Genomic DNA, 26581 nt, shown 5'->3' with positions numbered 1-26581 from the left:
CCGAGCAGCCAGCCGACCCGTCAGCGCTCTCCGGCCTGGAACACCGCCGCCACCTCAGCCCGGATGATGCGCGCGATCTGCGCACAGTCGGAAAGCGAGAAGGTCAATGGCACCCGCATGTCGATGATCCCGTGCAGCACCCGATCACTTGCGGGCATTGCCGGTGCCGCCGCATAGCGCCAGCTGTCATAGCGGGAGGTGAATGCGACCGGCTCAGCCGCACCAAACCATTTGAGTTCCACTCCGCGAGCGCTGCACCGGCGCAGCACCTCACGGATCTTGTCAGCCGACCAGTCCAGCAGCAGGAACTGGATGGAGGAGCCGACATATAACTCCGCTTGCGGGCGTTCGACGACCTGCAGGCCGGGCGTGTCTCGCAGCCCTGTCTCGATCTGCTGATAGCGTTCGTTCCAGCGCTGCACCTGCTGGTCCAGTTGCCGCAGCTGCGGCCGCAGGATCGCAGCGCGCAGGTTGTCCATACGGCCCGAAATATTGGGGGTTTCATATTTGATCCGCTCGAACACCTCAGGTCCGGGCGCAGCCCGATGCCGTGAGTAGAGCATATAAGACCCCGACAGCATGATGGCGCGGGCCGCGATTTCGGGGTCCGAGGTGATCATCAGACCACCCTCTCCCGAGTTGACGTGCTTATAGGTCTGGCAGGAATAGCAGCCGACAGCGCCATGACGGCCGGACAGAACCCCGTTCCACCGCGCGCCCATGGTGTGGGCGCAGTCCTCGATCACGGTGACGCCCGCAGCATCGCAGATGGCCATCAACCGATCCATATCGCAAAGATGCCCCCGCATATGTGACAGCATCAGAACCTTCGGGTGACCATCCGCCGCCAGCTGACGCTCAAGATCCTCAAGATCAAGGGTCAGCGCTTCGGTTACCCCGACATAGACCGGCTGTGCGCCAACAGCGGCAATCGACCCCGGTACCGGCGCGAGGGTGAAGGCATTGGTCAGCACCCTGTCGCCGGGCCGCACCCCGACCGCGCGCAGGGCGGTTGCCAGCGCATAGCCCCCCGACGCCACGGCCAGGGCATAGGGCGCGCCCATCTGTGCCGCAAATTCCTCTTCCAGCAGGGTTACCTCGCCCGCCTCATCCGCCACCACATTGTAGCGATGCAGGCGTCCGTGGCGCATCACCGCGACGGCGGCTTCGATGGCATCTTCGGGGATGGGTTCCTGCTGGGTAAAGCTACCGCTGAATATCTCTGTCATGGTGTTTTTGTCTGCCCCTGATCACACGAGGTCAAGCCCTGCCATGCCCCCCCCCCGGAGAAGACGGCAACGATGTCATGACGACATCGCCCGGACGACATCGCCTGACATCAAAGAGGCAGCAAGCGGGCCGCCAGTGCCGGAAGATCCTCAAAACGCTGTAACAGCGCCTCGGGGCGCAGCGCCTCAAGGTCGTCGCCGGACGGACCAAAGGTCACCAGCACCGAGGCCACCCCGGCCGCTGCCGAGGTCTTGCGGTCGGTGTCCGTATCACCGATCAGAATTGTACGCTCAGGATCACCCCCGGCCCGCCGGGCAGCCTCCCGCAGCGGCTCCGGGTCAGGCTTGCGCACCGGCAGCGTATCCGCCCCGACCAGAGAGTGGAACGCATCACGTACGCCCAGACTCTGCATCAGCTTCTCCGCCAGCGCCTCCGGCTTGTTGGTGCAGATCCCCACCCGGAATCCGTCGGTTTTCAACTGCTCCACCGCCGCCATGGCGCCCGGATACAACACCGTGTGATGGTCAATCGCATCGCGGTAATACTCCAGAAGCCGCGGATAGTATTCCTCGACGGTTTCTTCACGATACTCCCCGGCGCGTTTCAGCCCGGCGGTCAACATGCTCTTGCCACCGCGCAGGGCAACCGCAGCATCCCGTGGCAAGGTCAGCAGGTCCCCCAGTCCCATCTGACGGAAACAGGCATTCGCCGCAGCCAGAAGATCACCGGATGTATCCGCCAAAGTACCATCGAGATCGAAGATAACCGTTCGCATATCTGCCCTCTCTCGGCGCGTTTCCGCCACCGCTTGTTGCAAGCCGCAACCTTGTTTGATGGCGCTTTGCCTTGCGCGCCTGCTGTTAGCGGATAAAACGGGGGCGCTGAAAAGACAAAGAGAAAACATCACATGAGCACCGCCCTCGTCATTCTGGCCGCAGGCAAAGGCACCCGGATGAACTCCGACCTGCCCAAGGTTTTGCATCCCATTGCCCACGCCCCGATGCTGGAACATACGCTGTCCGCCGGTCGCGCGCTGGCCCCCGAGCGCACCATCGTGGTGGCCGGCCACGGCGCGGATTATGTACGGGCAGCCCTGGCCGATATCGACGAAGATGTCGAAATTGTCGTTCAGGAAGAACAGCTTGGCACAGCTCATGCCGTCGCGCAGGCGCGTGAGGCACTGACCGGTTTCGAGGGCGATATCGTCGTGCTTTATGGCGACACGCCCTTTGTCAGCGCCGAAACGCTGGAACATATGATCGCCGCACGGCAGAACGCCGATCTGGTGGTTCTGGGCTTCACCGCAGCTGATCCGGCACGCTATGGCCGCCTGGTCATGAATGGCGACAGCCTGGAACGTATTGTCGAATACAAGGACGCAACCGAAGCCGAGCGCGCGATTGATTTCTGCAATTCCGGGCTGATGGCCGGCAATGCGGCGCAGATGTTTGCGTTGATTGACCGTGTCGACAGCGCCAATGCCTCCGGCGAATATTATCTCACTGATCTTGTGGAGCTGGCCCGCGCCGATGGGCTTCGGGTCACTGCTGTCTCCTGCGATGAGGCCGAGACCCTTGGCATCAATTCCCGCGCGGATCTGGCCGAAGCCGACCGCATCTTCCAGCGCCGCGCACGTGCCGCGCTGATGGAGGATGGCGTCACGCTGATGGATCCGGAGACGGTCTATCTGGCCTTTGACACCGTCATCGGCCGCGACTCGATCATCGAGCCCAATGTGGTCTTCGGCCCCGATGTCACGGTCGAAAGCGGTGTCTTCATCCGGTCATTCTCACATTTTGAGGGCTGCCATATCTCGCGCGGCTCCAAGGTCGGCCCCTATGCCCGCCTGCGCCCCGGTGCAGAGCTGGCAGAGAACACCCACATCGGCAATTTCGTTGAGATCAAGAATGCTGAAATTGCCGAGGGCGCCAAGGTCAACCACCTCAGCTACATCGGCGATGCCAGCGTTGGTGCCGGTACCAATATCGGCGCGGGAACGATCACCTGCAACTACGACGGCGTGATGAAACACCGGACCGAAATCGGAGCCGGTGCCTTTATCGGGTCCAACACCATGCTGGTGGCCCCGGTGCGCGTCGGCAATCAGGCCATGACCGCGACCGGAGCCGTGATCACGAAATCCGTCGAGGACGGCGCATTGGCCATTGCGCGCGCCGAGCAACAGAACAAACCCGGGCGGGCGCGCAAGCTGATGGACATGCTGCGCGCCAAGAAGGCCCGTCTTGGCAAAGGAGCCGAATAATGTGTGGCATCGTCGGCGTTCTTGGCAATCATGAAGCGGCCCCAATCCTGGTCAAGGCTCTCGAGCGGCTGGAGTACCGCGGCTATGACAGCGCCGGGATCGCCACCGTCAGTGACGGCGCGCTGGACCGCCGCCGTGCGGTGGGAAAGCTGGTGAACCTTTCCGATCTTCTTGTTCATGAACCGCTGCGCGGCAAATCCGGTATCGGCCATACCCGCTGGGCCACCCATGGGGCGCCGACGGTCAGCAACGCCCACCCGCATCGGGCCGGCAGGGTTGCCGTTGTCCACAATGGCATCATCGAGAACTTCAAAGAGCTGCGTGTGGAGCTGGGTCAGAAAGGCATCACCTTTGAGACCGAGACAGATACCGAAACCGTCGCCCTGCTCTGCGAGGCGCTGATCAGCGACGGCAAGTCCCCGGTCGAAGCGGCGCGCGAAACCGTGTCGCGTCTGGACGGAGCGTTTGCCCTGGCCTTCCTGTTTGAGGGCGAAGAGGATCTGATGATCGCCACCCGCAAGGGTTCGCCGCTTGCCATCGGCCATGGCGAGGGCGAAATGTTCGTCGGGTCGGACGCGATAGCGCTGGCTCCGTTCACCGACCAGATCACCTATCTGGAAGAAGGCGATTTTGCGGTACTGACGCGGACCAGCCTCGATATCTGGGACCAGCGCGGCGCCATCGCCAACCGCGAAAAACGCCAGATCCAGCTGGCAAATGCGCGCGTCGACAAGGACGGCCACAAGCATTTCATGGCCAAGGAAATCGCCGAACAGCCGGTTGCCATTGACCGCGCGCTGAAAGCCTATCTGAGCGAGGATGGCCAGCTGGCGCTGCCGTCCGAGCTGGACTTCACCAGGATCGAGCGGCTGACCATGGTGGCCTGTGGCACCGCCTATTATGCCTGTATGGTTGCGAAATACTGGTTCGAACAGATCGCCCGGATGCCGGTCGAAGTCGATGTCGCCTCTGAGTTCCGCTACCGCGAGCCGCCGGTGTCGGAGAAGACGATGGCGCTGTTTGTGTCACAATCGGGAGAGACCGCCGACACCCTGGCCGCCCTGCGCTACATGGACGGCAAGGCGCAGCAGATCGTGGGGCTGGTCAATGTCCCCGAAAGCTCCATCGCGCGGGAAAGCGATGTGCTTCTGCCGCTGCACGCCGGCCCGGAAATCTCTGTTGCCTCGACCAAGGCATTTACCTGCCAGCTGACCATCCTGCTGCTGCTCGCCCTGCGGGCGGCCCAACAGCGCGGCATCGCCCTGCCTGCCGGAATGCCCGACGATCTGCGCGCGCTGCCCGGTCTGATCAACCAGTCACTGACGGGCGCCAAGCAGATCACCGCTACGGCACGCGGGCTGGCGAAGGCACGGGATATCATCTTCCTCGGGCGGGGGCAGCTCTATCCGCTGGCGCTGGAAGGCGCGTTGAAGCTCAAGGAGCTGAGCTATATCCATGCCGAAGGCTACGCCAGCGGCGAGCTGAAACACGGCCCCATCGCGCTCATTGACGAGAAGGTGCCGGTGGTGGTTCTGGCGCCGCGTGATGCACTGTTCGACAAGACAGTGTCAAACATGCAGGAGGTCATGGCACGCGGGGGCAAGGTGATCCTGGTGACCGACACCGAAGGTGCCAAGATCGCCGGTGATGGCACCCATGAGGTGATCGTGATGCCGCAGGTACCCGATGCGCTGGCCCCGATCCTATATGCGGTGCCGGCGCAGCAGATCGCCTATTACACCGCAATCGCCAAGGGCACCGATGTGGACCAGCCCCGCAATCTCGCAAAATCGGTGACAGTGGAATGAGCGATCTGACACTGGAGGTGGCACTCGCCGCGCTGGAGAGCGCCGCCGAGCCTGCGCGCGCGGCTCAGATGGCCAGCTATCACAAGCAGAAGCGCGTTGTGCTGGGGGTTCCGAATCCCACCATCAACAGCCTGAGCCAGGAGTGGCGCAAGCAGCTGAGTTCGGGCGACGATGGGGTTGCCGCGCGCTGCGCGCTGGCGCAGGAGCTCTGGGCCAGCGATATGTTCGAGGCGCGCATCGCGGCGGCAAAGCTGCTGACACAGGCGCGGATCAGGGACGACGCACCGGTCTGGGACCTGCTGCAAAGCTGGCTGCCGGATTTTGACAGCTGGGCTATTGCAGACCACGCAGCCTCGGCCATCCAGAAACGCCTTCAGGCTGAGCCCGCACGTCTGGATATCGTCGAGGGCTGGACCGGCTCTGATCACATGTGGACCCGCCGGGCAGCCCTGGTTGCCACGCTGCCCTGGGCCAAGCTGCCCAACCCCAAAGCTGAAGAACTGGCCGCACGCGAGCGGATCCTCGGCTGGGCCGCTGGCTACGTGCCGGATCGCAACTGGTTCATTCAGAAATCCATCGCCTGGTGGCTGCGCGATCTGAGCAAACATGACGCTGAGCGCACCCGCGCATTCCTTGCCGAACATGGCGCAGCGATGAAGCCCTTTGCCCGCAAGGAAGCGGCCAAACATCTGGCTGCTGCCAGTCACGCCGACTGAACCGCGCAGGCAGGAAACTCGCAACAGCTGTTACCAAAAAAATAGGCGCGCAGGAGCTATCCTTCGCGCCATTTCTTTTTTGGGGGGCTCGCCGGAGGTGACGACCTCAGGGCCGATCAGGCGGCAGGCAGGACCTCAACTTCGACCAGCTCCGTCAGCGGCAGCCCAAGTGCGCGCATCGCATCAATCGAAAGCCGACTTCCGGCGCCGGTGTCTCCACCGATTGGACGCAGAGTCAGCGTGACCTCGGTGCCCCGAGGCGAGCGCACGCGCGCCACCTGCGCACTATCGACCAAAGGCGTGTCCATCCACAGGCCGGGCTGCGAGGGATCCCCGAGGCTGGCCACGGTTGAGGCGCGCCCGGTATAGCCCGCAGCCGCGCCGACCGAGGCAACCGAACCGTTCGCAGCGTCCAGCGGTGTCTGTTCGACACCCGGCGCCAGCGGGACCGTAGCGGCCGTATCACTGACCGGATCACCAACCGGGCCAGAGGGTCTACCCCCACCCAGAACCGAGGAATTCCACTGCAATTGGCCACAGGCTCCAAGCAGCACGACAGACGACAGGATCAAAACAGAATAACGCATATCGCGACACTAGCTCCGCGCTCACGGCTTTGCCAGCGGCAATCCCGGGTTCGGCCAAACTCAGCCCTTGCCGCAAGCGCCGCCCCGCTTTACCTAAGAAGAATGACAGCGCCACTCATCGATCCCTTCGCCCGCGCCATTACGTATCTGCGCGTTTCGGTCACCGACCGCTGCGATTTTCGCTGCGTCTACTGCATGTCCGAAAACATGACCTTCCTGCCGAAGAAGGATCTTTTGACACTGGAAGAGTTGGATCGCATGTGTTCGACCTTCGTCAATCTTGGTGTTGAGAAACTGCGGATCACCGGTGGTGAGCCACTAGTGCGCCGGGGCATCATGACTTTCTTCCGCGCCATGACCCGGCATCTGGAAAGCGGGGCGTTGAAGGAGCTGACGCTGACCACCAATGGCTCGCAGCTGGAAAAATACGCGCAGGATCTTTATGAAGCCGGTGTGCGGCGGGTGAATGTCTCGCTCGATACCATCGACGAGGCCAAATTTGCCGAGATCACCCGCTGGGGCCGCCTGCCCCAGGTGCTGCGCGGGATTGATGCGGCCCAGAAGGCCGGGCTGCGGATCAAGATCAACGCTGTTGCCCTGAAAGGCTTCAACGAGGACGAGCTGCCCGCCATCACCCGCTGGTGCGCCGAGCGCGATATGGATCTGACCTGGATCGAGGTCATGCCGATGGGCGATATCGGCAATGAAAACCGACTGGGTCAATATTGGTCGCTGAAAGACGTGCGCCGCGCCTATGAGGATCACTACAGCGTCACTGATCTGACCGAACGGACCGGCGGACCGGCGCGCTATGTCCGCCTGGAGGAGACCGGCCAGAAGATCGGATTTATCACGCCGCTGTCGCATAACTTCTGCGAAAGCTGCAACCGGGTACGCCTGACCTGCACCGGTGAGCTATACATGTGCCTGGGGCAGGAAGACATGGCGGACCTGCGCGCGCCGCTACGGGATCACCCCGAGGATGATCAGGCGCTGGAAGCGGCCATTCGGGCTGCGATCACGCTCAAGCCCAAGGGCCATGATTTCGATTATTCCCGGCAAAAACTGGACGGGCAGATGCCGCGCCACATGAGCCATACCGGCGGCTGACATGGCCAGCCGCAGGACCAGCGCGCCGACGCTGCTGTTTCACCTCTACCGTGGCGTCACTGCGCTGCTGGCACCATTCGCGTTTCGCAAGGTGGCGGGCAAGCTCGCCGACCATGGCGTTTCTCCCACACGGCAGCGCGAGCGTCTGGGCTATGCCAGCCAGCCGCGCCCGACCCCGCGCGGACCGGACGGCAGGCCTGCGCCTCTGCTTTGGTTGCACGGGGCCTCGGTCGGTGAAAGCCTCGCAGCGCTCAGCCTGATTGACAAACTGGCCCCACGGCTGCCCGGCGCGGAGTTTCTGCTGACCTCCGGCACCGCCAGCTCGGCTGAGATGATGGCCAAGCGTATGCCCGCCAACTGTCGCCACCAGTTCGCCCCGCTGGATGCCACCGCCCCGGTCGATCGGTTCCTGCGCCATTGGCAGCCCGATGCAGCGCTTTTTGTCGAAAGCGAGCTTTGGCCGGTAACGCTCCATGCCGCTGAACAGGCTGCTGTGCGGCTCGCGCTGGTCAATGCCCGCCTCTCGGCCCGGTCTGTGGCGCGGTGGAAATCGAAACCGGCCACCGCGGCGTTTGTGATGCAGAAGTTTGATCTGCTGCTCAGCCAGAACCCGCCGATGGGGGAAAGCCTGATCGAGCTGGGCGCCGCACCGGACAAAGTCCATCCCAGCGGCAACCTCAAGGCCGGTTCCGCTCCGCTGCCCGTCGATCAGGCGGCCCTTGATGCGGTCCGCGCAGAGCTTGGCGAGCGCCCGCTCTGGGTGGCCAGCTCCACGCACCGGGGCGAGGAAGAGACCGTGATCGCCGCGCATAAGGCGCTGCTGGCCGAGGACCCGGACATCTGCCTGCTGCTGGCCCCCCGCCACCCGGAACGAGCCGAGGACATCATCGCGCTGATCGAGCAGGCAGGCCTCAGCGTTGCGCGCCGTAGCGCCGGTCAGCCGCTGACAGCGGATACCCAAGTCTATCTTGCCGACACATTGGGCGAAGTCGGCACCTGGTATGCGCTGTCGCCCATCGTGTTTCTTGGTGGCTCCCTTGCGCCCATCGGCGGCCATAACCCCTTTGAGGTTGCACAGGCAGGCGCTGCCGTGATCACGGGTCCGGGATACTCCAACTTCGCCGAGACCTATCCGCCGTTGATCAGCGCGGGCGGCGCGGTCGAGGTCAATGATGCCAAGGGGCTAGCAGGTGCCGTAAGCCACTGGATGGATGATGATGCCGCCCTCAGCGCAGCGCGCGACGCGGCCCGGGGCGTGGTCGCGGCACAGGCGGCAGCGCTTGATGGCGTGGTTGATCTGCTGATCGACAATCTGGCGCTGTCGCCCGCCCGCCAGCCCCATTGAACGGGACCCGCAGATGGCCGACCTTCTTGTCACCAATTTCAATCGCAACTTCACCGGCGTTTCGGCAACCGCCGCCAATGTGATCCGTCAGCAGGCGGGCCGCTATGATATGGCGCTCGTCGGACGCCCCCTGCCCGGCTGCCCGGACCCCATCAGCATCGCCGCTGCCCGCGCGGCCTCACGCAGGCATGATCCCGCCAAACCCTTTGCCATCTGGCATGTGAGGCGCAACACCGAAATGCGTGCGGCGATCTGGGCACGCGACGTCCTGCGCCTGCCCATCCGCATTGTCTTCACCTCGGCGGCGCAGCGGCGCCACTCGGCCTTTCCCCGCTGGCTGATCTCGCACATGGACGCTGTAATCGCCACCACCGAGGCCGCAGCGGCCTATGTCCCGCATGTCCGCGCGGTGGTGCCACATGGCGTCGATACAGATCTGTTCACACCGGCGGAAAACCGCAGTTCCGCCTGGGCCGCGCTGGGGTATGGAGGCCAGCAGGGGATTGCCACCATCGGGCGCATTCGCCCCGAGAAGGGCACCGATCTATTCGTGGACGCCATGCTGCGCCTGCTGCCGGATCACCCCGGCCTGGTGGCTCTGGTGGTCGGCCGCGCCGCGCGGGAGCATCAGAGCTTTCTGAAGGGGCTGCAGGCCCGGATTGCGGCGGCTGGCCTTGGCGATCGCATCCTCTTTCCCGGCGAAATTCCGGCTGGCGATCTGCCGCGTGTGATACGGGCGCTGTCCTTGGTGATGCAGCTGCCGCGCTATGAGGGCTATGGCATGGCTCCGCTGGAGGGGCTGGCAAGCGGCGTCCCCTTTGTCGGGTCAGACACAGGCTACTACCGCGCGTTCTCCGCACAGGGAACGGTTGGGACGGTGGTGCCGCTGGAAGCTACCGAGGCCGCGGCGGCAGCGGCAGATCGCCTGCTGTCGACACCCGATCAGCTGCTGGATTTCGGGCGCGCCGGGCGTGACCTCGCGGTAACGACCTTCAGCGCAAGCGCCGAGGCCGATGGGATTGACGCGGTCTATCAGGACCTCTGGTCCGCAGGCTGATCCAGCTCCCCTTCCCCGGCCAGAACGCAAATTGCCTGCCCCGATGGGACAGGCAAGCAGGTCACCGACTGGATGACGGGCTGATCAGGCAGCAGGCATGCGCTGCTCGACGATTTCGGCCCACCAGCTACAGCCCGCCGGGATCGCCTCATCGTTGAAGTTGTACTCCGGGTGGTGCACGGCGGCGGTATCGCCGTTGCCGACCAGAATATAGGCACCGGGGCGCTCTTCCAGCATGAAGGCAAAGTCTTCGCCCCCCATCACCAGCGGCGCGTCATCGCAGCTGCCAGAGATGTCGCGGGCCACTTTGGCTGCAAATTCGGTCTGTTCTTCATGATTGACCATCACCGGGTAGCCGCGGTGATAGGTCACCTCAGCCGTGCCGCCATAGGTCGTTGCCACACCGGCACAGATCTCTTTGATGCGCTTCTCCGCAAGATCCCGCATATCGCCCGACATCGTACGCACGGTGCCTTTGATCTGGACACTCTGCGGGATCACATTGAACGCCTTGGAGGAGGTTTCAAAGGAGGTTACGGACACAACGATCTGATGCACCGGGTCCGCATTGCGCGAGGCGATGGTTTGCAGCGCCAGTACCGCCTGCGCCGTCATCACGGTGGTATCGATGGTTTCCTGCGGCTTTGCGGCATGGCCACCGCGCCCTTCAAAGGTGATGTCGAACTGGTCCGTCGCTGCAAAGAAAGCACCCGGGCGGATCGCAAAGGATCCAACCGGCCGACCCGGCCAGTTATGCATCCCATAGACCTCCTGGATATTCCAGCGATCCATCATGCCGTCGTCGCACATTTCCTTGCCGCCGCCGCCGCCTTCTTCGGCAGGCTGGAAGATCACCACGACAGTACCGTCGAAATTGCGGGTCTCAGACAGGTATTTGGCCGCCCCCAGCAGCATCGCAGTATGGCCGTCATGGCCACAGGCATGCATCGCGCCATCGGTTTTGGAGGCATAATCCAGACCGGTCTGCTCATGGATCGGCAGCGCGTCCATATCGGCGCGCAGACCGATGACCTTGCCGGAGCTGTCAGACTTGCCCTTGATCACGCCCACAACACCGGTCCGGCCAATGCCGGTGACAATCTCGTCGCAGCCGAATTCTTTCAGCTTCTCAGCGACCAGAGCGCTGGTGCGATGGGTCTCGAACAGGATTTCGGGGTTTTCATGAATGTCACGGCGCCAGGCGGTGACTTCCTCTTGCAGTTCGGCAAAGCGGTTCTTCACAGGCATGATAATATCCTCTTTTTTGCTCAATGCGCCGACCGTCATGGTCTGCGCCGTATTCGGGTAATTGGATCAGGGCGCAGCGCGCCTGCCCGTCAGGGCAGCGGCAGGCGCTGCTCAATCAGGGTGACAAACCAGCTGCATCCGCTGGGAATTGCGTCATCGTTGAAATCATAGGCCGGGTGATGCAGCCCAGCAGAGGGACCATTGCCGACGCGGATCATCGCACCGGGGCGTTCCTCCAGCATAAAGGAGAAGTCCTCGCCCCCCATCGCCAGGGGCACCTCCGCGCAACGACCGGCCACAGCCACCGCAGCCGCATGGGCATATTCGGTTGCGGCAGCGTCATTGATGGTCACCGGCACGCCGTTCACGAACTCCACCTCCGCCGAACCGCCAAAGCTCTGCGCGATACCGGCAGTCACCGCGCGCAGCCGTTCCGGGATTTGCGCCCGAACGTCCGGAGAATGGGTGCGAATGGTGCCCTTTACCTCGGCCCGGTCGGGAATGACGTTATAGGCCTTCGATGACGTTTCTGCCGAGGTGACCGATAGAACTGCCTGCATCACCGGATCGACGTTCCGCGACACGATGGATTGCAGGGCGGTGATCAGCTGACACATCATCACCGTGGTATCGACGGTTTCCTGCGGTTTGGCAGCATGGCCGCCGCGCCCCTGAAGACGGATGATAAACTCGTCGACCGATGCCAGAATAGGGCCGGGCCGCAGCGCGAATTGGCCCAGCTCCAGCCCCGGCGAATTGTGGATGGCATAGACCTCGTCGATGCCGAAACGGTCCATCAGCCCATCCTTGCACATGGCCTCCGCACCGTTACCGCCCTCTTCTGCGGGCTGAAAGATCACCACCGCCGCACCATCGAAATTGCGCGTCTCCGCCAGATATTTCGCAGCCCCGAGCAACATCGCAGTATGACCGTCATGGCCGCAGGCGTGCATTGCCCCGTCGATCTTCGACGCATGTGGCAGGCCGGTATCCTCCGCCATAGGAAGTGCATCCATATCGGCCCGCAGGCCGATCACGCGGCCCTGCGTGTCGCTGCGCCCCCGGATCACCCCGACAACCCCGGTCCTGCCAATACCGGTCACCACCTCGTCGCAGCCAAAGGCCCGCAGTTTCTCGGCAACCAGCGCGCTGGTGCGGTGCGTCTCATACAGAATTTCGGGGTGCTGGTGGATATCCCGACGCCAGGCGGTGATTTCAGCGTGCATTTCGGCAAAGCGGTTCTTCACGGGCATCGGATAATCCTCAGGCTGCGGGCAGACGTCGTTCGACCAGTTCGGCAAACCAGCTACACCCCAGCGGAATTGCCTCATCGTCGAAATCATAGGCCGGGTGGTGGCACATGGCGGTGTCGCCATTGCCGAGGAAGATATAGGCGCCCGGACGTTCTTCCAGCATATAGGCGAAATCTTCGGAGGGCATGATCGGGTCGGTGTCATCGCTGACCTTGGCCGCAACAGCGCGCGCGGCCTCAACCGCGTATCCGGTCTCAGCCTCGGTATTTACGGTGACCGGATAGCCTGGCGTCCAGATCACCTCGGCATGGGCACCATAGGCAGAGGCGATATCCTCCGCAATGCGCCGCACGCGGGTCTCGGCCTGACCGCGGCACTCCGTTTCCAGCGTCCGCACCGTCCCCTGCAGACGCGCGGTATGGGCAATGACATTAGAGGCGGTACTGTCTGTCTCAAATGTGCCAACGGTCAACACCACACGTTTCAGCGGGTCGATATTGCGCGCCACGATAGACTGGAGCGAGACCACGATCTGTGCCGCGACCAGCGTGGTATCAATTGCCTCATGCGGGGTTGCTGCATGGCCGCCGACCCCAGTCACCCTGATCTCGAACTCATCGGAGGAGGCAAGCAGAGGCCCGGACCGGATGGCAAATTCGCCCACAGGAATCCCCGGAGCATTGTGCAGGCCATAGACTTCCTGAATGTTCCAGCGATCCATCATGCCATCGTCACACATCGCCTTGCCCCCGGCGCCGCCTTCTTCGGCGGGCTGGAAGATCAGCACAACCTTGCCGTCGAAATTGCGGGTCTCGGCCAAGTATTTGGCGGTGCCGAGCAGGATAGAGGTATGACCATCATGGCCACAGGCGTGCATCAGCCCCGGTGTCTGCGACGCATAGTCCAGCCCGGTCGCCTCGGTGATGGGAAGCGCGTCCATATCCGCGCGCAGGCCAATGACCCGGCCAGAGGTGTTCGCCTTGCCCTCGATCACAGCGACAACCCCGGTCTGGCCAATCCCGGTAGTGATGTCTGTGATGCCAAAGCTGCGTAGCTTTTCCTCGACGAAGGCCGCTGTCTTATGCACCTCATAGAGCAGCTCGGGCATCTGATGCAGGTGACGTCGCCAGCCGGTGATTTCGGCGTGCATTTCGGACAGGCGATTCTTGATCGGCATGGGTGTCTCCCTACACTTGATCCGTCGTTCCCCAATCGCAACGCTGGCTGATGCGCACTGAGCCTGCACCTCGGCGATGCGCGTTCAGTCAGGCAGTGCAGACCGGCGACAGCGCTAACCTCCGGGGTCTGCGGCCACTCTCTGCCAGAAAAGTTGCCTTATCAAGTATCGACGTGCAAGTAGATCTCCTTAGGCCGCGATCAGCCCAAACAGCTGCCGCCGACGCGCCGTTGTTCTGGGCTCAGGATGCCAGCCGGTCGACCAGCTGCTGCACGAAGTGGTGGCCAGCGTCGAACTGCGACACCTCGATATATTCATTGGGCTGATGGGCCTGGGCAATGTCACCCGGGCCACAGATCACGGCGGAATAGCCCGCCTCCTGAAACTGTCCGGCCTCGGTGCCATAGCTCACCACATGGGTGCCATTATCCCCGGTGAGCGAGCGCACCAGCGTCTCTGCCTCGCCCTCGACCTCGGGGACCAGCCCCGGAACGTTAAATTTCTTGCTGACGTCGATGCGGGTGTCGGGATGGATCGCCTGCATCTCCGCCTCAACCTCACCCACCCTGGCCAGATAGGCGGCCTCCCAGTCGGCGGCAGATTCGCCCGGCACCACGCGGAAATCCATCACGAAGCGACAGTCTTTTGCGGTGATATTATGCGCGGTTCCGCCGTTGATCATCCCGACATGACAGGTGGTAAAGGGAGGCGTGAACAGCGCTGCAACCTCATCCGGCGCCTTGGCCATATTCTCGGCATTGCGGGCATTGGCCCAGTCGATCAGCCGGGCGCCCTGCATGATGGCGCTGACACCGGTGTGCATGAGCGAGCTGTGCACCTCAAAACCCACCAGATGGGTGCTGTAGCCGATCCCGCCCTTGTGGCCGGTCACCGGTCGCATCACCGAAGGCTCACCAACGATGACACAGGATCCTTTTGGCAGGACCTCCTGCATCGCAACAATCATGGGCGGCGCGCCGGTGCAGCCGACTTCTTCGTCAAAGCTGAGCGCCAGCTGCAAGGGCCGCGCGACGCCGCTATAATGGGCGGCCACCAGCGCCCAGATCGCCAGCGCGTCAAAGCCTTTCATATCGCAGGTGCCGCGCCCGTAATACTTGCCATCCCTCTCGACCACGGTGAAGGGATCGCTGTCCCAGGGCTGGCCTTCGATCGGCACCACATCCGTGTGCCCCGAGAGCACAACAGCCCCCTCGACCTCGGGACCAACATGGGCAAAAACCGCCGCTTTATGCGGCTGCTCGGGATCGACCCAGCGATGCGCGGTGATGCCGTGGCTTGCCAGATAGCCCTCAACCCAATCCACCAGCGGCAGGTTGGTTTCGCTGCTGACAGTGGGAAAGGAGATCAGCTTGGTCATGATCTCCAGCGGGCTGAGCTGATCTGCCATACCCTTAGTAGCCGCTGTCAGTCGTCAGAACGAAATGCCCCGGTTCCACCTCGATATATTGCGATGGCTCCGGCTCGTAGTTCAGATCATGGATCGGCGATGGGATCGGTTTGAAATTCAGATCCTTCTCCGATTTGCGCTGATTTGGATCGGCAATCGGCACCGCCTTCATCAAGGCCTGCGTATAGGCGTGCTGCGGGTTCTCAAAGACCCGCGCCCGCGGTCCCAGTTCCACGATACGGCCAAGGTACATCACACCGACCTGATGGCTGACCCGTTCGACCACCGCCATATCGTGACTGATGAACAAGAAGGACAGGCCCAATTCTGATTGCAGTTCCATCATCAGGTTAAGCACCTGCGCCTGCACCGACACATCCAGCGCCGAAACGGCCTCATCCGCGACGATCAGTTTCGGGTTGAGCGCAAGCGCGCGGGCGATGGCAATGCGCTGCCGCTGACCGCCGGACATTTCGTGCGGATACCGGCGCATGAAGCTGCGCGGCAGATGCACCCTGTCGAACAGATTGGCGACGCGGTCCTGCAATTCGGAGCCGGAGGCAAGCCCATAGTTGCGCATCGGCTCCGCCACCTGATCCAGCAGCTGCATCTGCGGATTGAGCGAGGCAAAGGGATCCTGAAAAATCATCTGCATATCAAGGCGCGCCTTGTGCAGCTCCCGCGGGTTCAGACCCAGAATATCGCGCCCTTCAAATTCCACCGACCCGGACAGCGGCTCCACCAGCCGCAGGATCGACCGTCCGGCAGTGGACTTGCCGCAGCCGGATTCCCCGACCAGCGACAGCGTCTGCCCTTTGAACACCTTGAAGGAGACATCCTCCACCGCGTGAACATTGGCTATAGTGCGGCGCAGAACGCCGCCTTTTACCGGGAAGCGGGTCACCAGGTTGCGCACCTCCAGCAGCACCTCGTCGCTGCCCTTGATCGGCTTGATCTCCTGCTGTTTCACACCCATCAGCTTCATCGGCTCCGGGTAGTCCTTGCCGCGCATCTCGCCCAGTTTGGGAACGGCGGCCAGCAGCGCCTTTGTATAGTCGTGCTGCGGGTTCTCGAAGATTTCGGTGACGGTGCCTTCCTCGACCTTGTTGCCGCGATACATGACAACAACGCGATCCGCCATCTGCGCCACGACGGCCATGTCGTGGGTGATGAACATCACCGCAGTGCCGGTCTCGCGCTTCAGCCGGTCCATCAGCGCCAGGATCTCGGCCTGGATGGTCACATCAAGCGCGGTTGTCGGCTCATCCGCGATCAGCAGGCGCGGTTCGCAGGCCATGGCCATCGCAATCACGACCCGCTGGCGCATACCGCCGGACAGTTCGTGTGGATATTGTTTCAGGCGGCGCTCCGGCTCGGGGATCCGCACCTCACGCAGCAGTTCCAGCGCACGGGCCTCGGCCTGTTTCTTGTTGAGGTTCTTGTGGATCCGCAACCCTTCGGTCAGCTGACGGCCAACGGTGAACACCGGGTTGAGCGCGGTCATCGGCTCCTGAAAGATCATTCCGATCTCATTGCCGCGAATCTGTTTCATCAGCGCCTGATCGGTCTTGCCGAGGTCGACCTCCTCGCCGTCGCGACGGTCAAACAGCAGCTGCCCCGAGGTAATGTCGCCGCCGCCGAACTCAACCAGCCGCATCAGCGACAGCGAGGACACCGATTTGCCGGACCCGGATTCGCCAACGATGCAAACGGTTTCGCCGGGATTGATGTCAAAGGAGACATCCTTCACCCCCACAACCGGACCGTCCTTTGTCTGAAACTCCACCCGGAGTCCCTTAATTTGCGCGATTGGTTGATCCAGCACCGTGACGTCCCCTTCGTGTTCTTCTTTTTCGATGGCGTTAACAGAAATGTGTACGCACCTGCGTTGACCCCGTCAAACCCACCTCCTAACCCTGCGCGATTTTTTCTCCGACGGAAGTCTTGCAATTTGGCAGGAGTCTGTATTCGATACCTTCAGTGCAGCCACGCCTGCCTCCGGTTGCAAGCCATGATCGCGGTAACGTGATCGCAGCCAACGCCCGGCAGATAGCGCGTGCTCAAACGCACAGACCGCAGTGATGTGGCAAATCTCCGGGGCGCCAAAGCCCCGGTCATAAAGAAGGCACATACGTGTCCGACAAGGAGTGAATTATGAAAATCAAGACCCTTTTGCTGGGTGCAATTGCGTCAGCCGCGCTTGCTCCCGCAGCCTTTGCCGAACGGGGATCCGACGGCCAGGTTAACATTATTTATTGGCAAGCGCCCTCGATCCTGAACCCCTTCCTTTCGGGTGGCACCAAGGATGTGGAATCCGCCTCCCTCGTGATCGAGCCGTTGGCCCGCTACGACCCGCAAGGTGAGATGGTTCCCTACCTGGTTGAGGACATTCCCACCGTCGACAATGGCGGCGTGAGCGAAGACCTCACCTCGATCACCTGGAAAATCAAACCCGGCATCCTGTGGTCCGACGGCACGCCCTTCACCGCGAATGACGTGAAATTCACCGCCGAATACTGTATGCACCCCGAGGGCGGCTGCGCACAGGTGACGAAATTCGAAGGTGTCACCAATGTCGAAGCCGTTGACGATCTGACCGTCAAGGTCACCTTCGACAAGCCGACCCCCTTCCCCTATGGCCCGTTTGTCGGCGGCGAAAGCCCGATCATTCAGGCGGCACAATTTGCCGAATGCCTGGGCGCCAAGGCACCTGAGTGTACCGAAGCGAACTTTGCCCCGATCGGCACCGGCCCGTTTGTCGTGGATGAGTTCAAGCCCAACGACGTGATCACCATGTCGGCCAACAACAACTACCGCGACCCGGCCAAGCCGGCCTTTGCCAAGCTCCTGTTCAAAGGGGGCGGCGACGCAACTGCTGCGGGCCGTGCGGTGATGGAAACCGGTGAATTCGACTACGCCTGGAACCTTCAGCTGGCGCCCGAAGTGGTCGCCCAGATGGAAGCCGGCGGCAAAGGCGTGCCAGTTGCTGGCTTCGGCCCGCTGGTCGAACGCATCATGCTGAACAACACCAACCCCGATCCGGCACTTGGCCCGGATGAGCGTTCGGTGATCCGCCCGCATCCGTTCCTCAGCGATCCTGCGGTCTACAAAGCCATGTCGATGGCCATCGACCGCCCGCTGCTGGTGGAAATCGGCTATGGCAAGGCTGGTAAGGTCACCTGTAACTGGGTGCCGGCACCTGCGGCCTTCAACTCCGACTCGATGACCTGTGACACTCAGGACATCGCAGGCGCAAACGCCATGCTGGACGAAGCAGGCTACAAGGACACCAATGGCGACGGCGTACGGGAAACCCCCGATGGCAAGCCGATGAAGATCCTGTATCAGACCTCGACCAACGCTGTGCGTCAGGACTTCCAGGCGCTGATCAAACAGTGGTGGAGCGAAATCGGCATCGAAACCGAGCTGCGCAACATCAACGCGTCCGTCTTCTTCGGTGGTGATCCGGGTTCCCCCGACACCTTCCAGAAGTTCTATGCTGACGTCGAAATGTACGCCAACACCTTCAATGGCACCGATCCGCAGTCCTACCTGGGCAACGGTCTGTGCGACAAGGCACCGCGTCCCGAGACCCAGTGGCAGGGCGAGAACATCTCCCGCTTCTGTGACGAAGAGTTCGACAAGCTGCACGCAGAGCTGGCGCAGACCGCAGGTCTGGAAGCCCGCGCGGAAATCGCCAAGCGCCTGAACGACATCATTGTCGAAAAAGGTGGCATGATTCCGCTGGTGCACCGTGGTCGCCTCTCCGCGCGCTCCAACACCCTTGGCGGTGTGGATCTGAACGTCTGGGACAGCGAACTGTGGAACGCCGCTGACTGGCACCGCACCGAGTAAGCAGCGTCAAACGCCTGCAGAGGCCCCGGTTAACGCGCTGGGGCCTCTTGCCATTCACGTCCGAATGACGTCATTGCGTCGGCCAGAAATGGATCTCAGGCAAAAGACCGCCCAGTTCCACCCCATTCTTCCAATTGCAAAGGCGCCTACTGGATGCTGACCTTTACAATCAGACGCCTTGTCCTGTCGGTACCGACGCTTCTGTTCATCAGCCTGGTGATCTTCCTGCTGCTTGAACTTGCGCCCGGTGACCCGATGGCTCAGGTCCCTCTGACCGTCCCCCCCGAAGTCAAAGAAAAGATGCGCGAAGCGCTTGGCCTTGGCCAACCCGCGCATATCCGATTCTGGAAATGGATCGTGCAGTTCTTCTGGATCGAACCTCAGGTTCTGATCGATTATTATTTTGGCACCAGCTTCTCCGCAGGTGACCTGCGGGTGATCTCCTGGCAGACCCGCTCGCCGGTGATGGATATCGTCGTGCAGCGTATTCCCCAGACCCTGTGGGTCGTGGGCACCGCCTATCTGGTCGCCATCGCCATCGCCCTGCCCATCGGCATCTATTCGGCCTATCGCCAGTATAGCTGGTTCGATCAGGTCGGCACATTTGTGTCGATGGTGGGTTTCTCGGTGCCGCCCTTCTTCTCCGGCGTACTGGTGATTGTGATCTTCTCGGTCCAGCTGGGCTGGTTCCCATCGATCTACGACACCACTCATGTCGTGAACAGTTGGGAGTCTTTTGTTAAGCAGCTGCAACAGATGATCATGCCGGTCATGGTGCTGGCGCTGCAAATCACCGCACAGCTGAGCCGGTTCATGCGGGCCTCGATGCTGGACAACCTCAATCAGGATTACGTCCGCACCGCCCGCGCCAAGGGCCTCAGCGAATATGTGGTCGTCATGGTCCATGTTCTGCGCAACTCGATGATCCCGGTCGTGACCGTGATCGCGCTGGGGATTCCGTCGATCTTCGGTGGCGCCATCATCACCGAACAGGTGTTCAAGGTGAACGGCATCGGCCAGCTGCTGATCGGCGCGATCGAGGCCAACGACCTGCCGATGGTGCAGACGCTAACCTTCATCTTTGCCGTGCTGATCGTGCTGTTCAACCTGATTGCCGACGTGCTCTATGGCATTCTAGACCCGAGGATCCGCTATGACTGATAAGGACCGTCTGGTGCCCGACGAAGGGATTGTGCCCGCCTCGACCGCGCTGCCTGCGGCGGGCGTGATCGAAGAACTGGACCAACCACCCCGCAGCCAGTGGCTGGATGTGTGGGATCAGTTCAAGTCACACAAGGGCGCCATGCTTGGCGGGGCATTGTTCCTGCTGATCGTACTGGCCGTCTATCTCGGCCCGTTTTTCTGGGACATTGATGCCACCCGCATTGATATCCGTGCCCGCAATCAGAGCCCAAGCTGGGCGCATCCTTTTGGCACGGATCAGCTGGGGCGTGACATGCTGGCCCGGATGATGGCAGGCGGCGCGACCTCGGTCTCCGTTGGCCTGACCGCGATGCTGCTGGCGCTGTTCCTCGGCTCATTGGTTGGCGTTCTCGCAGGGTTCTTCAAACGTCTCGACGGACCGCTGATGCGCCTGACCGATCTGTTCCTGGCGCTGCCGCTGTTGCCGCTTCTGCTGGTGATGATGCTGTTGTTCCGCGAGCCGCTGAACGCCGCCTTCGGCCCGGAACAGGGGATCTTTATCCTGATCGTGGCCTCGATCGGCATCACCAGCTGGATGCCCACCGCGCGGATCGTGCGTGGCGATGTGCTGGCGATCAAGGAACGGGAATTCGTTCTTGCGGCCCGCTCCATCGGCACCACCAACAGCAAGCTGATTTCGCGGCACATCCTGCCCAACGTGCTGTCACCGATCATGGTTTCGGCCACGCTGGGGATTGCAACCGCGATCATCACCGAATCCGCCCTATCCTTCCTCGGCCTGGGCTTCCCGCCTGATTTCCCGACATGGGGGCGTCTGCTCTACGATGCGACGGACTATCTACAGCAATACCCGGAGCGGGTGTTCTGGCCCGGTATGGCGATCTCTCTCACCGTGCTGAGCGTGAACTACCTCGGCGACGGTCTGCGCGACGCTTTGGATCCACGGATCCGCGGGCGCTGACCATACCAGAGATGTGAGGGCAGAACAGCTCAACACATTCAAATAAAAACATATCAACCGGCCACTTCTCCCAGGTGGCCGGTTTGTTTTTGCCCGCAGCGGCAGAGCTGGGACACATAGCCTGCGAAGGGCACCTAGCAGAGAACATCATTCTGCCGGATGCCGCGCCAGCTTGGTGCCATAGGGTTGCTCAGATCACAAAAACCGGCCATTTCGGGAAAATATTCCAAACGCGACGAATCCGCTCGCAGCAATGGAGGCCGCATATGTTCGAGACACTTGGCTTTGAAGACACCACCGCGCGGGCGGTTTCGGTACTGTTTGCACTCTCTGTCGGTGTCCTGTTCGGCGGGTTGGCGCAATTGACCCGCTTCTGTTTCCGCCGCGCTGTTGTCGGCGCGGATCGCCGTCAGGCCGCAGGCGTCTGGACAATGGCGCTGGCCGTTGCTGTTCTGGGCACGCAGGCCGCCGTGGCGCAGGGCTGGATCAGCTTTGCCGAGCACCGCCTGATGGTCGCGGATCTGCCGATTGCTGCGGTGGTAGTGGGCGGCCTTATGTTCGGGGCCGGCATGGTGCTGACCCGTGGCTGCGTCTCGCGCCTGATGGTTCTGACCGGCAGCGGCAACCTGCGGGCGCTGGTTGTGATCGTGACCTTTGCAATTGTCGCCCACGCCACGCTCAAAGGCGTGCTGGCACCGCTGCGCAGCTGGATCGGCGGCGTCACGGTGCCGATTGGGGATTTCGCCTCTCTCACCGCACTGCCCGGCGGCGCGCTGACGGGCGCCGGGCTGATCGTTGCGGCCGCTCTTGTCATCGCTCTGCGCTCGGGCAATCATCCTCTGATGCTGGCCGGGGGGGCCGCCATCGGCGCGCTGGTGCCGCTGGCCTGGGTCGGCACCGGCTATGTGCTGTATGATGAATTTGACCCGATCGCCATGGAGAGCCTCTCGTTCACCGCGCCTTCGGCGGAAACACTATTCTACACGCTGGCGTCCAGCGCCGTGCCTGCGGGCTTCGGGACCGGGCTGGTGGGCGGCGTGCTGATTGGCGCGCTGGTCGCCGCCCTGCTGAGCGGTCGCTTCCAGTGGCAGAGCTTTGAAAGCCCGCGGCAGACCGGCCGCTACCTCACTGGCGCGGTGCTGATGGGGATTGGCGGTGTACTGGCTGGCGGCTGCACAGTCGGGGCCGGTCTCGCCGGTATCCCAACCCTCAGCCTAGCAGCTGTTCTGGCACTGCTGTCGATTGGCGCAGGCGGTTTGGCGGCAGACGCCCTGCTCAATGCAGCCGCTTCCGGATCTGCCGCACCGCGAGCCAGACCAGCAGCACAACCGGCAGAGTAAGTGCTGCCGTCATCATCCCCTTGCTGAGGTCCAGCACCGCCGCGAGGGGATAGAGCGCATAAGACGCCAGCGACACAGCGTAATAGCTGATCGCCACCACTGACAGCCCTTCCACCGTATGTTGCAGCCGCAGCGCCATATCGGCGCGGCGGTCCATGCTTTCCAGCAGGGCCTGGTTCTGGGCACTGCGTTCCACATCGACACGGGTTCGCAGCAGCTCCCCGGCGCGACGCGCCCGGTCTGCCAGCGTAGCGAGCCGCCCTTCGGTTGACTTCACCGTGCGCATCGCCGGTTCAAATCGGCGCAGCATGAACTCGGCAAAGGTCTGATACCCTTCAAAACGGGTCTCGCGCAGCAGGGCGATCCGTTGGTTGACCAGCGCATCATAGGCCCCCGTCGCACCAAAGCGGAACGCCGCCTGCGCCGCCATCGCCTCCAGCTCAGCCGAGACCGTGAGCAGCTGCGCAAGGGTCTGTTCCGCCGGCATGCGATCCCCGGTCATCTCGGCCATCATCTCGCTCAGATGGGTGTCGAGCGCGCCAATCGTCGGACTCAGCCCGCGCGCCCGCGAAAACCCAAGCATCGACATCGCCCGATAGGTCTCAATCTCGCAAAGGCGCTGCACCACCCGGCCGATCCGCTGGGCGCCGGTTTCCCGGTTCGGGAAAACCGCAAACCGCATATGCCCAGCCGGATCAATGCGGAAATCCCCCGCCACCACGCAGCTGTCGTCCAGCACTCGGGCCACGGCGAGGCTTTCCGGCACAAACCAATCGGTCAGAGCCGCCCGAACGTCAGAGGTTTCGCCACGCGGCAAGACCCGCAGCATGATCGAAGTGATGCGCTGACCCGGAGCCTCCGCCAGCCAGTCCGACGGGAAGACATCAAAATCCGCAGGATCATACGGGCGGGCGCTGATACCGTCGAAATACAGGGTGTAGGACACAAATTCAGTATGCTGTTCCCATTTGAGCGTATGGCGGCCCAGCTGCACCGAATGATGGGTCGCCCCCGGCGTCGGGTGGGCGACACCGTGACGGTCCAAGAGATCGACCAGATGCGCAAGGTCCCGGCTGCGGTCCCGATGCACGGCCTCCTGCGGCTGCTTGATCGCCAGGTAGATCACCGTCGAGGGGTTGCTCATCGTCGGGAACGGGCGGGCGTGCAGCTCATTGGCCAGCTGGTAGCGCAGCGGGTGGTCTTGGATCGGCGGCATCTATGGTCTCCCTGAGCAGCAGACCACAGGTTAGCCGAGGTGGAGCAACCTGTAAAGAATTAGGTTTTTCAATGCCTTAACTGGATACAACCGTATACAATTATGGGGCAGCCCTCAGCTCTTGCCGACATTATGCCGCCTCGAACACCTCAATCGCCGCATTCAAACCATTGATGGCCGCAGGCATGCCGCCATAGACCGCCATCTGCCAGATGACCTCCAGAATCTCGGCTTCACTTGCCCCTGCGGCGAGGGTGTTGGCGATATTCACCTTGAGCTGCGGCGCGGTCTGACCGCCAAGCGCAGTCAACGCTGCAACCGTACAGAGCTGCCGTGTCCGCAGGTCCAGCCCCGCGCGTGCGTAGTGGCGCCCATAGGCCCATTCCACCAGGCTCTCCGACATTCCGGGCAGATGGGCGTCATAGCGCTCTGCCAGGATATTCTCCAACTCCGGGTTCAATTCGGCCAACAGATTACGGCCCTTGGTCACTGCGTCAGACATCTGCGCTTTCCTTCTCCAGCTCGTGGTAGATCGCAACCTTGCGATCCATCAGGGCAAGCGTGTCATGAAGCTGCTCCAGCTGCTGGCGGATCACCTCGCGATGGGCCTCCAGCATTGCGCGGCGTTCGGCCAGGGTTTCGCGCCCCCGCGCCCGCAACCGGGCATAGCGGACCCGATCCGCCTGTTTCATTCCGGTGGCGTTCAGCTGCCCCAGAAAGCGGATCCAGCCCAGGATTTCGCGATCATAGACCCGCCGCCCGGCGGCATCCCGCGCCGGCGGATCAATCAACCCGATCTTCTCGTAAAAGCGCAGGGTATCCACGCTCAGCCCCGTGGCCATCGCCACCTCTGAAATCTTCATGCACATCTCTCTTGCTGCCCACCCCTCGTGGGTGAGTCGGGACACCCTAGCGGTTGGAGTACACTCCAGCTCAAGCGGTATCTGCGGCGCGTCCAATCGGCTGCCAGAGTTCTATCGGATTGCCCTCCGGGTCATGCAACCGCGCGAAATAGCCAATCTCGCCGTCCCACTCCGGCCGGGTCTCAACAGCGATACCGGCGGCAGTCAGCTGGGCGATCATCGCGGCCAGATCCGTCACCCGGAAATTGATCATCCACTGTTTGCTGGTATCTCCGAAATAATCGGTATCCTCGGCAAATGGAGCAAAGACGGTATAGCCGCCGCCCTGCATCCAGGGGGTTCCGCCGACGGGGTCAATCCCCAGATGGTCATTGTACCAGCGGCTCAGCGCTTCGGGGTCTTTGGCGCGGAAAAACACGCCACCTATGCCTTGGGCCTTTTCCATATCATCCTCCTCGGCTGGCGAATGATACCACAGGATCACGAAAAAAGAGCGCCCCTGCAGGAGCGCTCTTTCGGTATGTGCAGCGATACGCCGAACAATCAGCTGATCATGGTCAGCAGTTTATCCAGGCTGGCCTTGGCATCGCCATAGAACATGCGGGTATTCTCCTTGAAGAACAGCGGGTTCTCGATGCCTGAGTAGCCTGTACCCTGCCCGCGCTTGGAGACGAACACCTGTTTCGCCTTCCAGCATTCCAGCACCGGCATACCGGCGATGGGCGAGTTCGGGTCTTCCTGTGCCGCCGGGTTCACAATGTCGTTGGAGCCGATGACGATGGCCACATCCGTGTCCGGGAAATCGTCGTTGATCTCATCCATTTCCAGCACGATGTCATAGGGCACTTTCGCCTCGGCGAGGAGCACGTTCATATGGCCGGGCAAACGACCGGCAACCGGATGGATCGCAAAGCGGACGTTCTTGCCCTTGGCGCGCAGACGGCGGGTCAGCTCAGCCACATTCTGCTGGGCCTGCGCCACTGCCATACCGTAGCCGGGGATGATGACGACACTGTCGGCCTCATCTAGGGCTGCGGCCACACCATCGGCATCAATCGCGATCTGCTCGCCGTCGATTTCCATCGCCGGACCAGCCGTGCCGCCAAAGCCGCCCAGGATCACCGAGATGAAGGACCGGTTCATCGCCTTACACATGATGTAGCTGAGGATCGCACCGGAGGAGCCCACAAGCGCGCCAACCACGATCAACAGATCGTTGCCCAGCGAGAAGCCAATCGCCGCCGCGGCCCAGCCGGAGTAGCTGTTCAGCATAGAGACAACCACGGGCATATCCGCGCCGCCGATGCCCATGATCAGGTGGTAGCCGATGAACAGCGCTGCCAGGGTCATCAGGAACAGCGGGAAGAAACCGCCAGTGTTAAAATACCAGATCAGACAGATCAGCGAGAGACCCGCAGCACCGGCGTTCAGCATATGGCCGCCGGGCAGCTTGGTCGCCGCCGAGGACACTTTGCCTGCCAGCTTGCCATAGGCAATCACCGACCCGGTGAAGGTCACGGCACCGATGAAGACACCGAGGAAGAGTTCCACCCGCAGGATCGCGATCTCGACACCGTCTTTCTTGGCCAGAAGCGCACCAAAGCCTTCGAGCGCCTTTTTCGCAGTGTCATCCATCGCCAGAACGCGGCCCAGCTCGATATGGGCGATAAAGCCCACGAACACCGCAGCCAGACCCACCAGCGAGTGCATCGCCGCCACCAGCTGCGGCATTTCGGTCATCTGCACGCGTTTGGCGACGTAGTAGCCGATGATACCGCCTGCGGCGATCAGGACGATCGACAACAGCCAAAGACCGGCACCGGGACCAATCAGGGTTGCCAGAACCGCCAGCGCCATACCCGCAATGCCGTACCAGACCGCGCGTTTCGCACTTTCCTGACCGCTCAGGCCGCCCAGCGACAAGATGAAGAGAACAGCCGCAACCACATAGGCGGCAGTTGTAAAGCCAAAGTCCATACT

Annotated in this window: 23 protein-coding genes; 10 read left to right on the top strand and 13 right to left on the bottom strand. The window is 62.2% G+C overall.

Annotation, left to right across the window (positions count from 1 at the left end; translation table 11 throughout):
- Window positions 1-20 precede the first annotated feature (20 nt).
- Window positions 21-1229 carry a DegT/DnrJ/EryC1/StrS family aminotransferase gene (locus tag VWZ85_RS17815; protein WP_340545105.1) on the bottom strand — a complete coding sequence of 403 codons (1209 nt, stop codon included), beginning with the start codon at window positions 1227-1229 and terminating at the stop codon, window positions 21-23.
- 110 nt (window positions 1230-1339) lie between these two features.
- The gene (locus tag VWZ85_RS17810; RefSeq protein ID WP_416589318.1) at window positions 1340-2005 is read right to left on the bottom strand and encodes an HAD-IA family hydrolase; all 666 of its coding nucleotides are present in this window, start codon (window positions 2003-2005) and stop codon (window positions 1340-1342) included.
- Between the two features lie 132 nt (window positions 2006-2137).
- Between VWZ85_RS17810 and glmU the strand changes: the two genes are divergently transcribed.
- From glmU to VWZ85_RS17795, 3 genes are read left to right on the top strand one after another with little or no spacing between them, the layout of a single operon-like run.
- Window positions 2138-3493 carry a bifunctional UDP-N-acetylglucosamine diphosphorylase/glucosamine-1-phosphate N-acetyltransferase GlmU gene (gene glmU, locus VWZ85_RS17805; RefSeq protein ID WP_416589317.1) on the top strand — a complete coding sequence of 452 codons (1356 nt, stop codon included), beginning with the start codon at window positions 2138-2140 and terminating at the stop codon, window positions 3491-3493.
- A complete protein-coding gene (gene glmS, locus VWZ85_RS17800; RefSeq protein ID WP_340545102.1) occupies window positions 3493-5301 on the top strand; it encodes a glutamine--fructose-6-phosphate transaminase (isomerizing) in 1809 nt (602 codons plus the stop codon). The genes glmU and glmS overlap by 1 nt, the downstream gene beginning before the upstream one ends.
- Window positions 5298-6017, top strand: a complete 720-nt coding sequence (locus VWZ85_RS17795) for a DNA alkylation repair protein (protein ID WP_416589316.1) — start codon at window positions 5298-5300, stop codon at window positions 6015-6017. The genes glmS and VWZ85_RS17795 overlap by 4 nt, the downstream gene beginning before the upstream one ends.
- A 116-nt stretch (window positions 6018-6133) precedes the next feature.
- Here VWZ85_RS17795 and VWZ85_RS17790 read toward each other — a convergent pair whose 3' ends face one another.
- The gene (locus VWZ85_RS17790; RefSeq protein ID WP_340545100.1) at window positions 6134-6604 is read right to left on the bottom strand and encodes a hypothetical protein; all 471 of its coding nucleotides are present in this window, start codon (window positions 6602-6604) and stop codon (window positions 6134-6136) included.
- 102 nt (window positions 6605-6706) lie between these two features.
- Between VWZ85_RS17790 and moaA the strand changes: the two genes are divergently transcribed.
- The 3 genes from moaA to VWZ85_RS17775 are packed head-to-tail and all read left to right on the top strand — an operon-like array spanning window position 6707 to window position 10116.
- Window positions 6707-7714, top strand: coding sequence for a GTP 3',8-cyclase MoaA (gene moaA / locus VWZ85_RS17785; protein WP_416589315.1), 1008 nt, complete (start codon window positions 6707-6709; stop codon window positions 7712-7714).
- 1 nt (window position 7715) lies between these two features.
- Complete coding sequence (locus VWZ85_RS17780) at window positions 7716-9059, top strand: 3-deoxy-D-manno-octulosonic acid transferase (RefSeq protein WP_416589314.1); 1344 nt, start codon at window positions 7716-7718, stop codon at window positions 9057-9059.
- A gap of 13 nt (window positions 9060-9072) precedes the next feature.
- The gene (locus VWZ85_RS17775) at window positions 9073-10116 is read left to right on the top strand and encodes a glycosyltransferase family 4 protein (RefSeq protein WP_416589313.1); all 1044 of its coding nucleotides are present in this window, start codon (window positions 9073-9075) and stop codon (window positions 10114-10116) included.
- Between the two features lie 84 nt (window positions 10117-10200).
- Here VWZ85_RS17775 and VWZ85_RS17770 read toward each other — a convergent pair whose 3' ends face one another.
- The 5 genes from VWZ85_RS17770 to VWZ85_RS17750 all read right to left on the bottom strand — a co-directional run bounded on the left by VWZ85_RS17770 (window position 10201) and on the right by VWZ85_RS17750 (window position 17027).
- On the bottom strand, window positions 10201-11364 hold the full coding sequence (locus VWZ85_RS17770) for a M20 aminoacylase family protein (protein ID WP_416589312.1): 1164 nt from the start codon (window positions 11362-11364) through the stop codon (window positions 10201-10203).
- 89 nt (window positions 11365-11453) lie between these two features.
- The gene (locus VWZ85_RS17765) at window positions 11454-12617 is read right to left on the bottom strand and encodes a M20 aminoacylase family protein (protein WP_340545095.1); all 1164 of its coding nucleotides are present in this window, start codon (window positions 12615-12617) and stop codon (window positions 11454-11456) included.
- Between the two features lie 10 nt (window positions 12618-12627).
- Window positions 12628-13794 carry a M20 aminoacylase family protein gene (locus VWZ85_RS17760; RefSeq protein ID WP_416589311.1) on the bottom strand — a complete coding sequence of 389 codons (1167 nt, stop codon included), beginning with the start codon at window positions 13792-13794 and terminating at the stop codon, window positions 12628-12630.
- A 241-nt stretch (window positions 13795-14035) separates the two neighbouring features.
- Window positions 14036-15202 (bottom strand): acetylornithine deacetylase, encoded by a 1167-nt coding sequence (gene argE, locus VWZ85_RS17755; protein ID WP_416589310.1) that lies wholly within the window; start codon window positions 15200-15202, stop codon window positions 14036-14038.
- A 4-nt stretch (window positions 15203-15206) separates the two neighbouring features.
- Window positions 15207-17027, bottom strand: a complete 1821-nt coding sequence (locus VWZ85_RS17750; protein WP_416589309.1) for an ABC transporter ATP-binding protein — start codon at window positions 17025-17027, stop codon at window positions 15207-15209.
- Window positions 17028-17356: 329 nt separating this feature from the next.
- On the opposite strand from VWZ85_RS17750, the gene VWZ85_RS17745 reads away from it, so the two are divergent.
- The 4 genes from VWZ85_RS17745 to VWZ85_RS17730 all read left to right on the top strand — a co-directional run bounded on the left by VWZ85_RS17745 (window position 17357) and on the right by VWZ85_RS17730 (window position 22522).
- On the top strand, window positions 17357-19057 hold the full coding sequence (locus VWZ85_RS17745) for a peptide ABC transporter substrate-binding protein (RefSeq protein WP_416536791.1): 1701 nt from the start codon (window positions 17357-17359) through the stop codon (window positions 19055-19057).
- A 153-nt stretch (window positions 19058-19210) separates the two neighbouring features.
- Window positions 19211-20218 carry an ABC transporter permease gene (locus VWZ85_RS17740; RefSeq protein WP_416536790.1) on the top strand — a complete coding sequence of 336 codons (1008 nt, stop codon included), beginning with the start codon at window positions 19211-19213 and terminating at the stop codon, window positions 20216-20218.
- The gene (locus VWZ85_RS17735) at window positions 20211-21182 is read left to right on the top strand and encodes an ABC transporter permease (protein ID WP_416536789.1); all 972 of its coding nucleotides are present in this window, start codon (window positions 20211-20213) and stop codon (window positions 21180-21182) included. The genes VWZ85_RS17740 and VWZ85_RS17735 overlap by 8 nt, the downstream gene beginning before the upstream one ends.
- Window positions 21183-21448: 266 nt before the next feature.
- Window positions 21449-22522 carry a YeeE/YedE family protein gene (locus tag VWZ85_RS17730; protein ID WP_416589308.1) on the top strand — a complete coding sequence of 358 codons (1074 nt, stop codon included), beginning with the start codon at window positions 21449-21451 and terminating at the stop codon, window positions 22520-22522.
- Here VWZ85_RS17730 and VWZ85_RS17725 read toward each other — a convergent pair.
- The 5 genes from VWZ85_RS17725 to VWZ85_RS17705 form a co-directional block, all read right to left on the bottom strand.
- Window positions 22458-23738 carry a DUF3422 family protein gene (locus VWZ85_RS17725; RefSeq protein WP_340545087.1) on the bottom strand — a complete coding sequence of 427 codons (1281 nt, stop codon included), beginning with the start codon at window positions 23736-23738 and terminating at the stop codon, window positions 22458-22460. The genes VWZ85_RS17730 and VWZ85_RS17725 overlap by 65 nt on opposite strands.
- Window positions 23739-23868: 130 nt before the next feature.
- On the bottom strand, window positions 23869-24240 hold the full coding sequence (locus VWZ85_RS17720) for a carboxymuconolactone decarboxylase family protein (RefSeq protein WP_340545086.1): 372 nt from the start codon (window positions 24238-24240) through the stop codon (window positions 23869-23871).
- Complete coding sequence (locus VWZ85_RS17715) at window positions 24233-24601, bottom strand: MerR family transcriptional regulator (RefSeq protein WP_416539220.1); 369 nt, start codon at window positions 24599-24601, stop codon at window positions 24233-24235. The genes VWZ85_RS17720 and VWZ85_RS17715 overlap by 8 nt, the downstream gene beginning before the upstream one ends.
- Before the next feature lie 70 nt (window positions 24602-24671).
- A complete protein-coding gene (locus VWZ85_RS17710) occupies window positions 24672-25046 on the bottom strand; it encodes a VOC family protein (protein ID WP_416536785.1) in 375 nt (124 codons plus the stop codon).
- Between the two features lie 98 nt (window positions 25047-25144).
- Window positions 25145-26578, bottom strand: a complete 1434-nt coding sequence (locus VWZ85_RS17705; protein ID WP_416536784.1) for an NAD(P)(+) transhydrogenase (Re/Si-specific) subunit beta — start codon at window positions 26576-26578, stop codon at window positions 25145-25147.
- Window positions 26579-26581: the final 3 nt, after the last annotated feature.

The sequence above is a fragment of the Phaeobacter sp. JH20_29 genome (genome assembly GCF_048056175.1).
Lineage (GTDB): Bacteria > Pseudomonadota > Alphaproteobacteria > Rhodobacterales > Rhodobacteraceae > Phaeobacter > Phaeobacter bryozoorum.
Note: the sequence above shows the minus strand (reverse complement) of the source record. Positions and strands in the feature narration are given on the sequence as shown.

Excerpts from the sequence above, each read along its gene's own strand:
- VWZ85_RS17815 (WP_340545105.1), bottom strand. The coding sequence starts at position 1,229 with ATGACAGAGATATTCAGCGGTAGCTTTACCCAGCAGGAACCCATCCCC.
- VWZ85_RS17810 (WP_416589318.1), bottom strand. The coding sequence starts at position 2,005 with ATGCGAACGGTTATCTTCGATCTCGATGGTACTTTGGCGGATACATCC.
- glmU (WP_416589317.1), top strand. The coding sequence starts at position 2,138 with ATGAGCACCGCCCTCGTCATTCTGGCCGCAGGCAAAGGCACCCGGATG.
- glmS (WP_340545102.1), top strand. The coding sequence starts at position 3,493 with ATGTGTGGCATCGTCGGCGTTCTTGGCAATCATGAAGCGGCCCCAATC.
- VWZ85_RS17795 (WP_416589316.1), top strand. The coding sequence starts at position 5,298 with ATGAGCGATCTGACACTGGAGGTGGCACTCGCCGCGCTGGAGAGCGCC.
- VWZ85_RS17790 (WP_340545100.1), bottom strand. The coding sequence starts at position 6,604 with ATGCGTTATTCTGTTTTGATCCTGTCGTCTGTCGTGCTGCTTGGAGCC.
- moaA (WP_416589315.1), top strand. The coding sequence starts at position 6,707 with ATGACAGCGCCACTCATCGATCCCTTCGCCCGCGCCATTACGTATCTG.
- VWZ85_RS17780 (WP_416589314.1), top strand. The coding sequence starts at position 7,716 with ATGGCCAGCCGCAGGACCAGCGCGCCGACGCTGCTGTTTCACCTCTAC.
- VWZ85_RS17775 (WP_416589313.1), top strand. The coding sequence starts at position 9,073 with ATGGCCGACCTTCTTGTCACCAATTTCAATCGCAACTTCACCGGCGTT.
- VWZ85_RS17770 (WP_416589312.1), bottom strand. The coding sequence starts at position 11,364 with ATGCCTGTGAAGAACCGCTTTGCCGAACTGCAAGAGGAAGTCACCGCC.
- VWZ85_RS17765 (WP_340545095.1), bottom strand. The coding sequence starts at position 12,617 with ATGCCCGTGAAGAACCGCTTTGCCGAAATGCACGCTGAAATCACCGCC.
- VWZ85_RS17760 (WP_416589311.1), bottom strand. The coding sequence starts at position 13,794 with ATGCCGATCAAGAATCGCCTGTCCGAAATGCACGCCGAAATCACCGGC.
- argE (WP_416589310.1), bottom strand. The coding sequence starts at position 15,202 with ATGGCAGATCAGCTCAGCCCGCTGGAGATCATGACCAAGCTGATCTCC.
- VWZ85_RS17745 (WP_416536791.1), top strand. The coding sequence starts at position 17,357 with ATGAAAATCAAGACCCTTTTGCTGGGTGCAATTGCGTCAGCCGCGCTT.
- VWZ85_RS17740 (WP_416536790.1), top strand. The coding sequence starts at position 19,211 with ATGCTGACCTTTACAATCAGACGCCTTGTCCTGTCGGTACCGACGCTT.
- VWZ85_RS17735 (WP_416536789.1), top strand. The coding sequence starts at position 20,211 with ATGACTGATAAGGACCGTCTGGTGCCCGACGAAGGGATTGTGCCCGCC.
- VWZ85_RS17730 (WP_416589308.1), top strand. The coding sequence starts at position 21,449 with ATGTTCGAGACACTTGGCTTTGAAGACACCACCGCGCGGGCGGTTTCG.
- VWZ85_RS17725 (WP_340545087.1), bottom strand. The coding sequence starts at position 23,738 with ATGCCGCCGATCCAAGACCACCCGCTGCGCTACCAGCTGGCCAATGAG.
- VWZ85_RS17720 (WP_340545086.1), bottom strand. The coding sequence starts at position 24,240 with ATGTCTGACGCAGTGACCAAGGGCCGTAATCTGTTGGCCGAATTGAAC.
- VWZ85_RS17715 (WP_416539220.1), bottom strand. The coding sequence starts at position 24,601 with ATGAAGATTTCAGAGGTGGCGATGGCCACGGGGCTGAGCGTGGATACC.
- VWZ85_RS17710 (WP_416536785.1), bottom strand. The coding sequence starts at position 25,046 with ATGGAAAAGGCCCAAGGCATAGGTGGCGTGTTTTTCCGCGCCAAAGAC.
- VWZ85_RS17705 (WP_416536784.1), bottom strand. The coding sequence starts at position 26,578 with ATGGACTTTGGCTTTACAACTGCCGCCTATGTGGTTGCGGCTGTTCTC.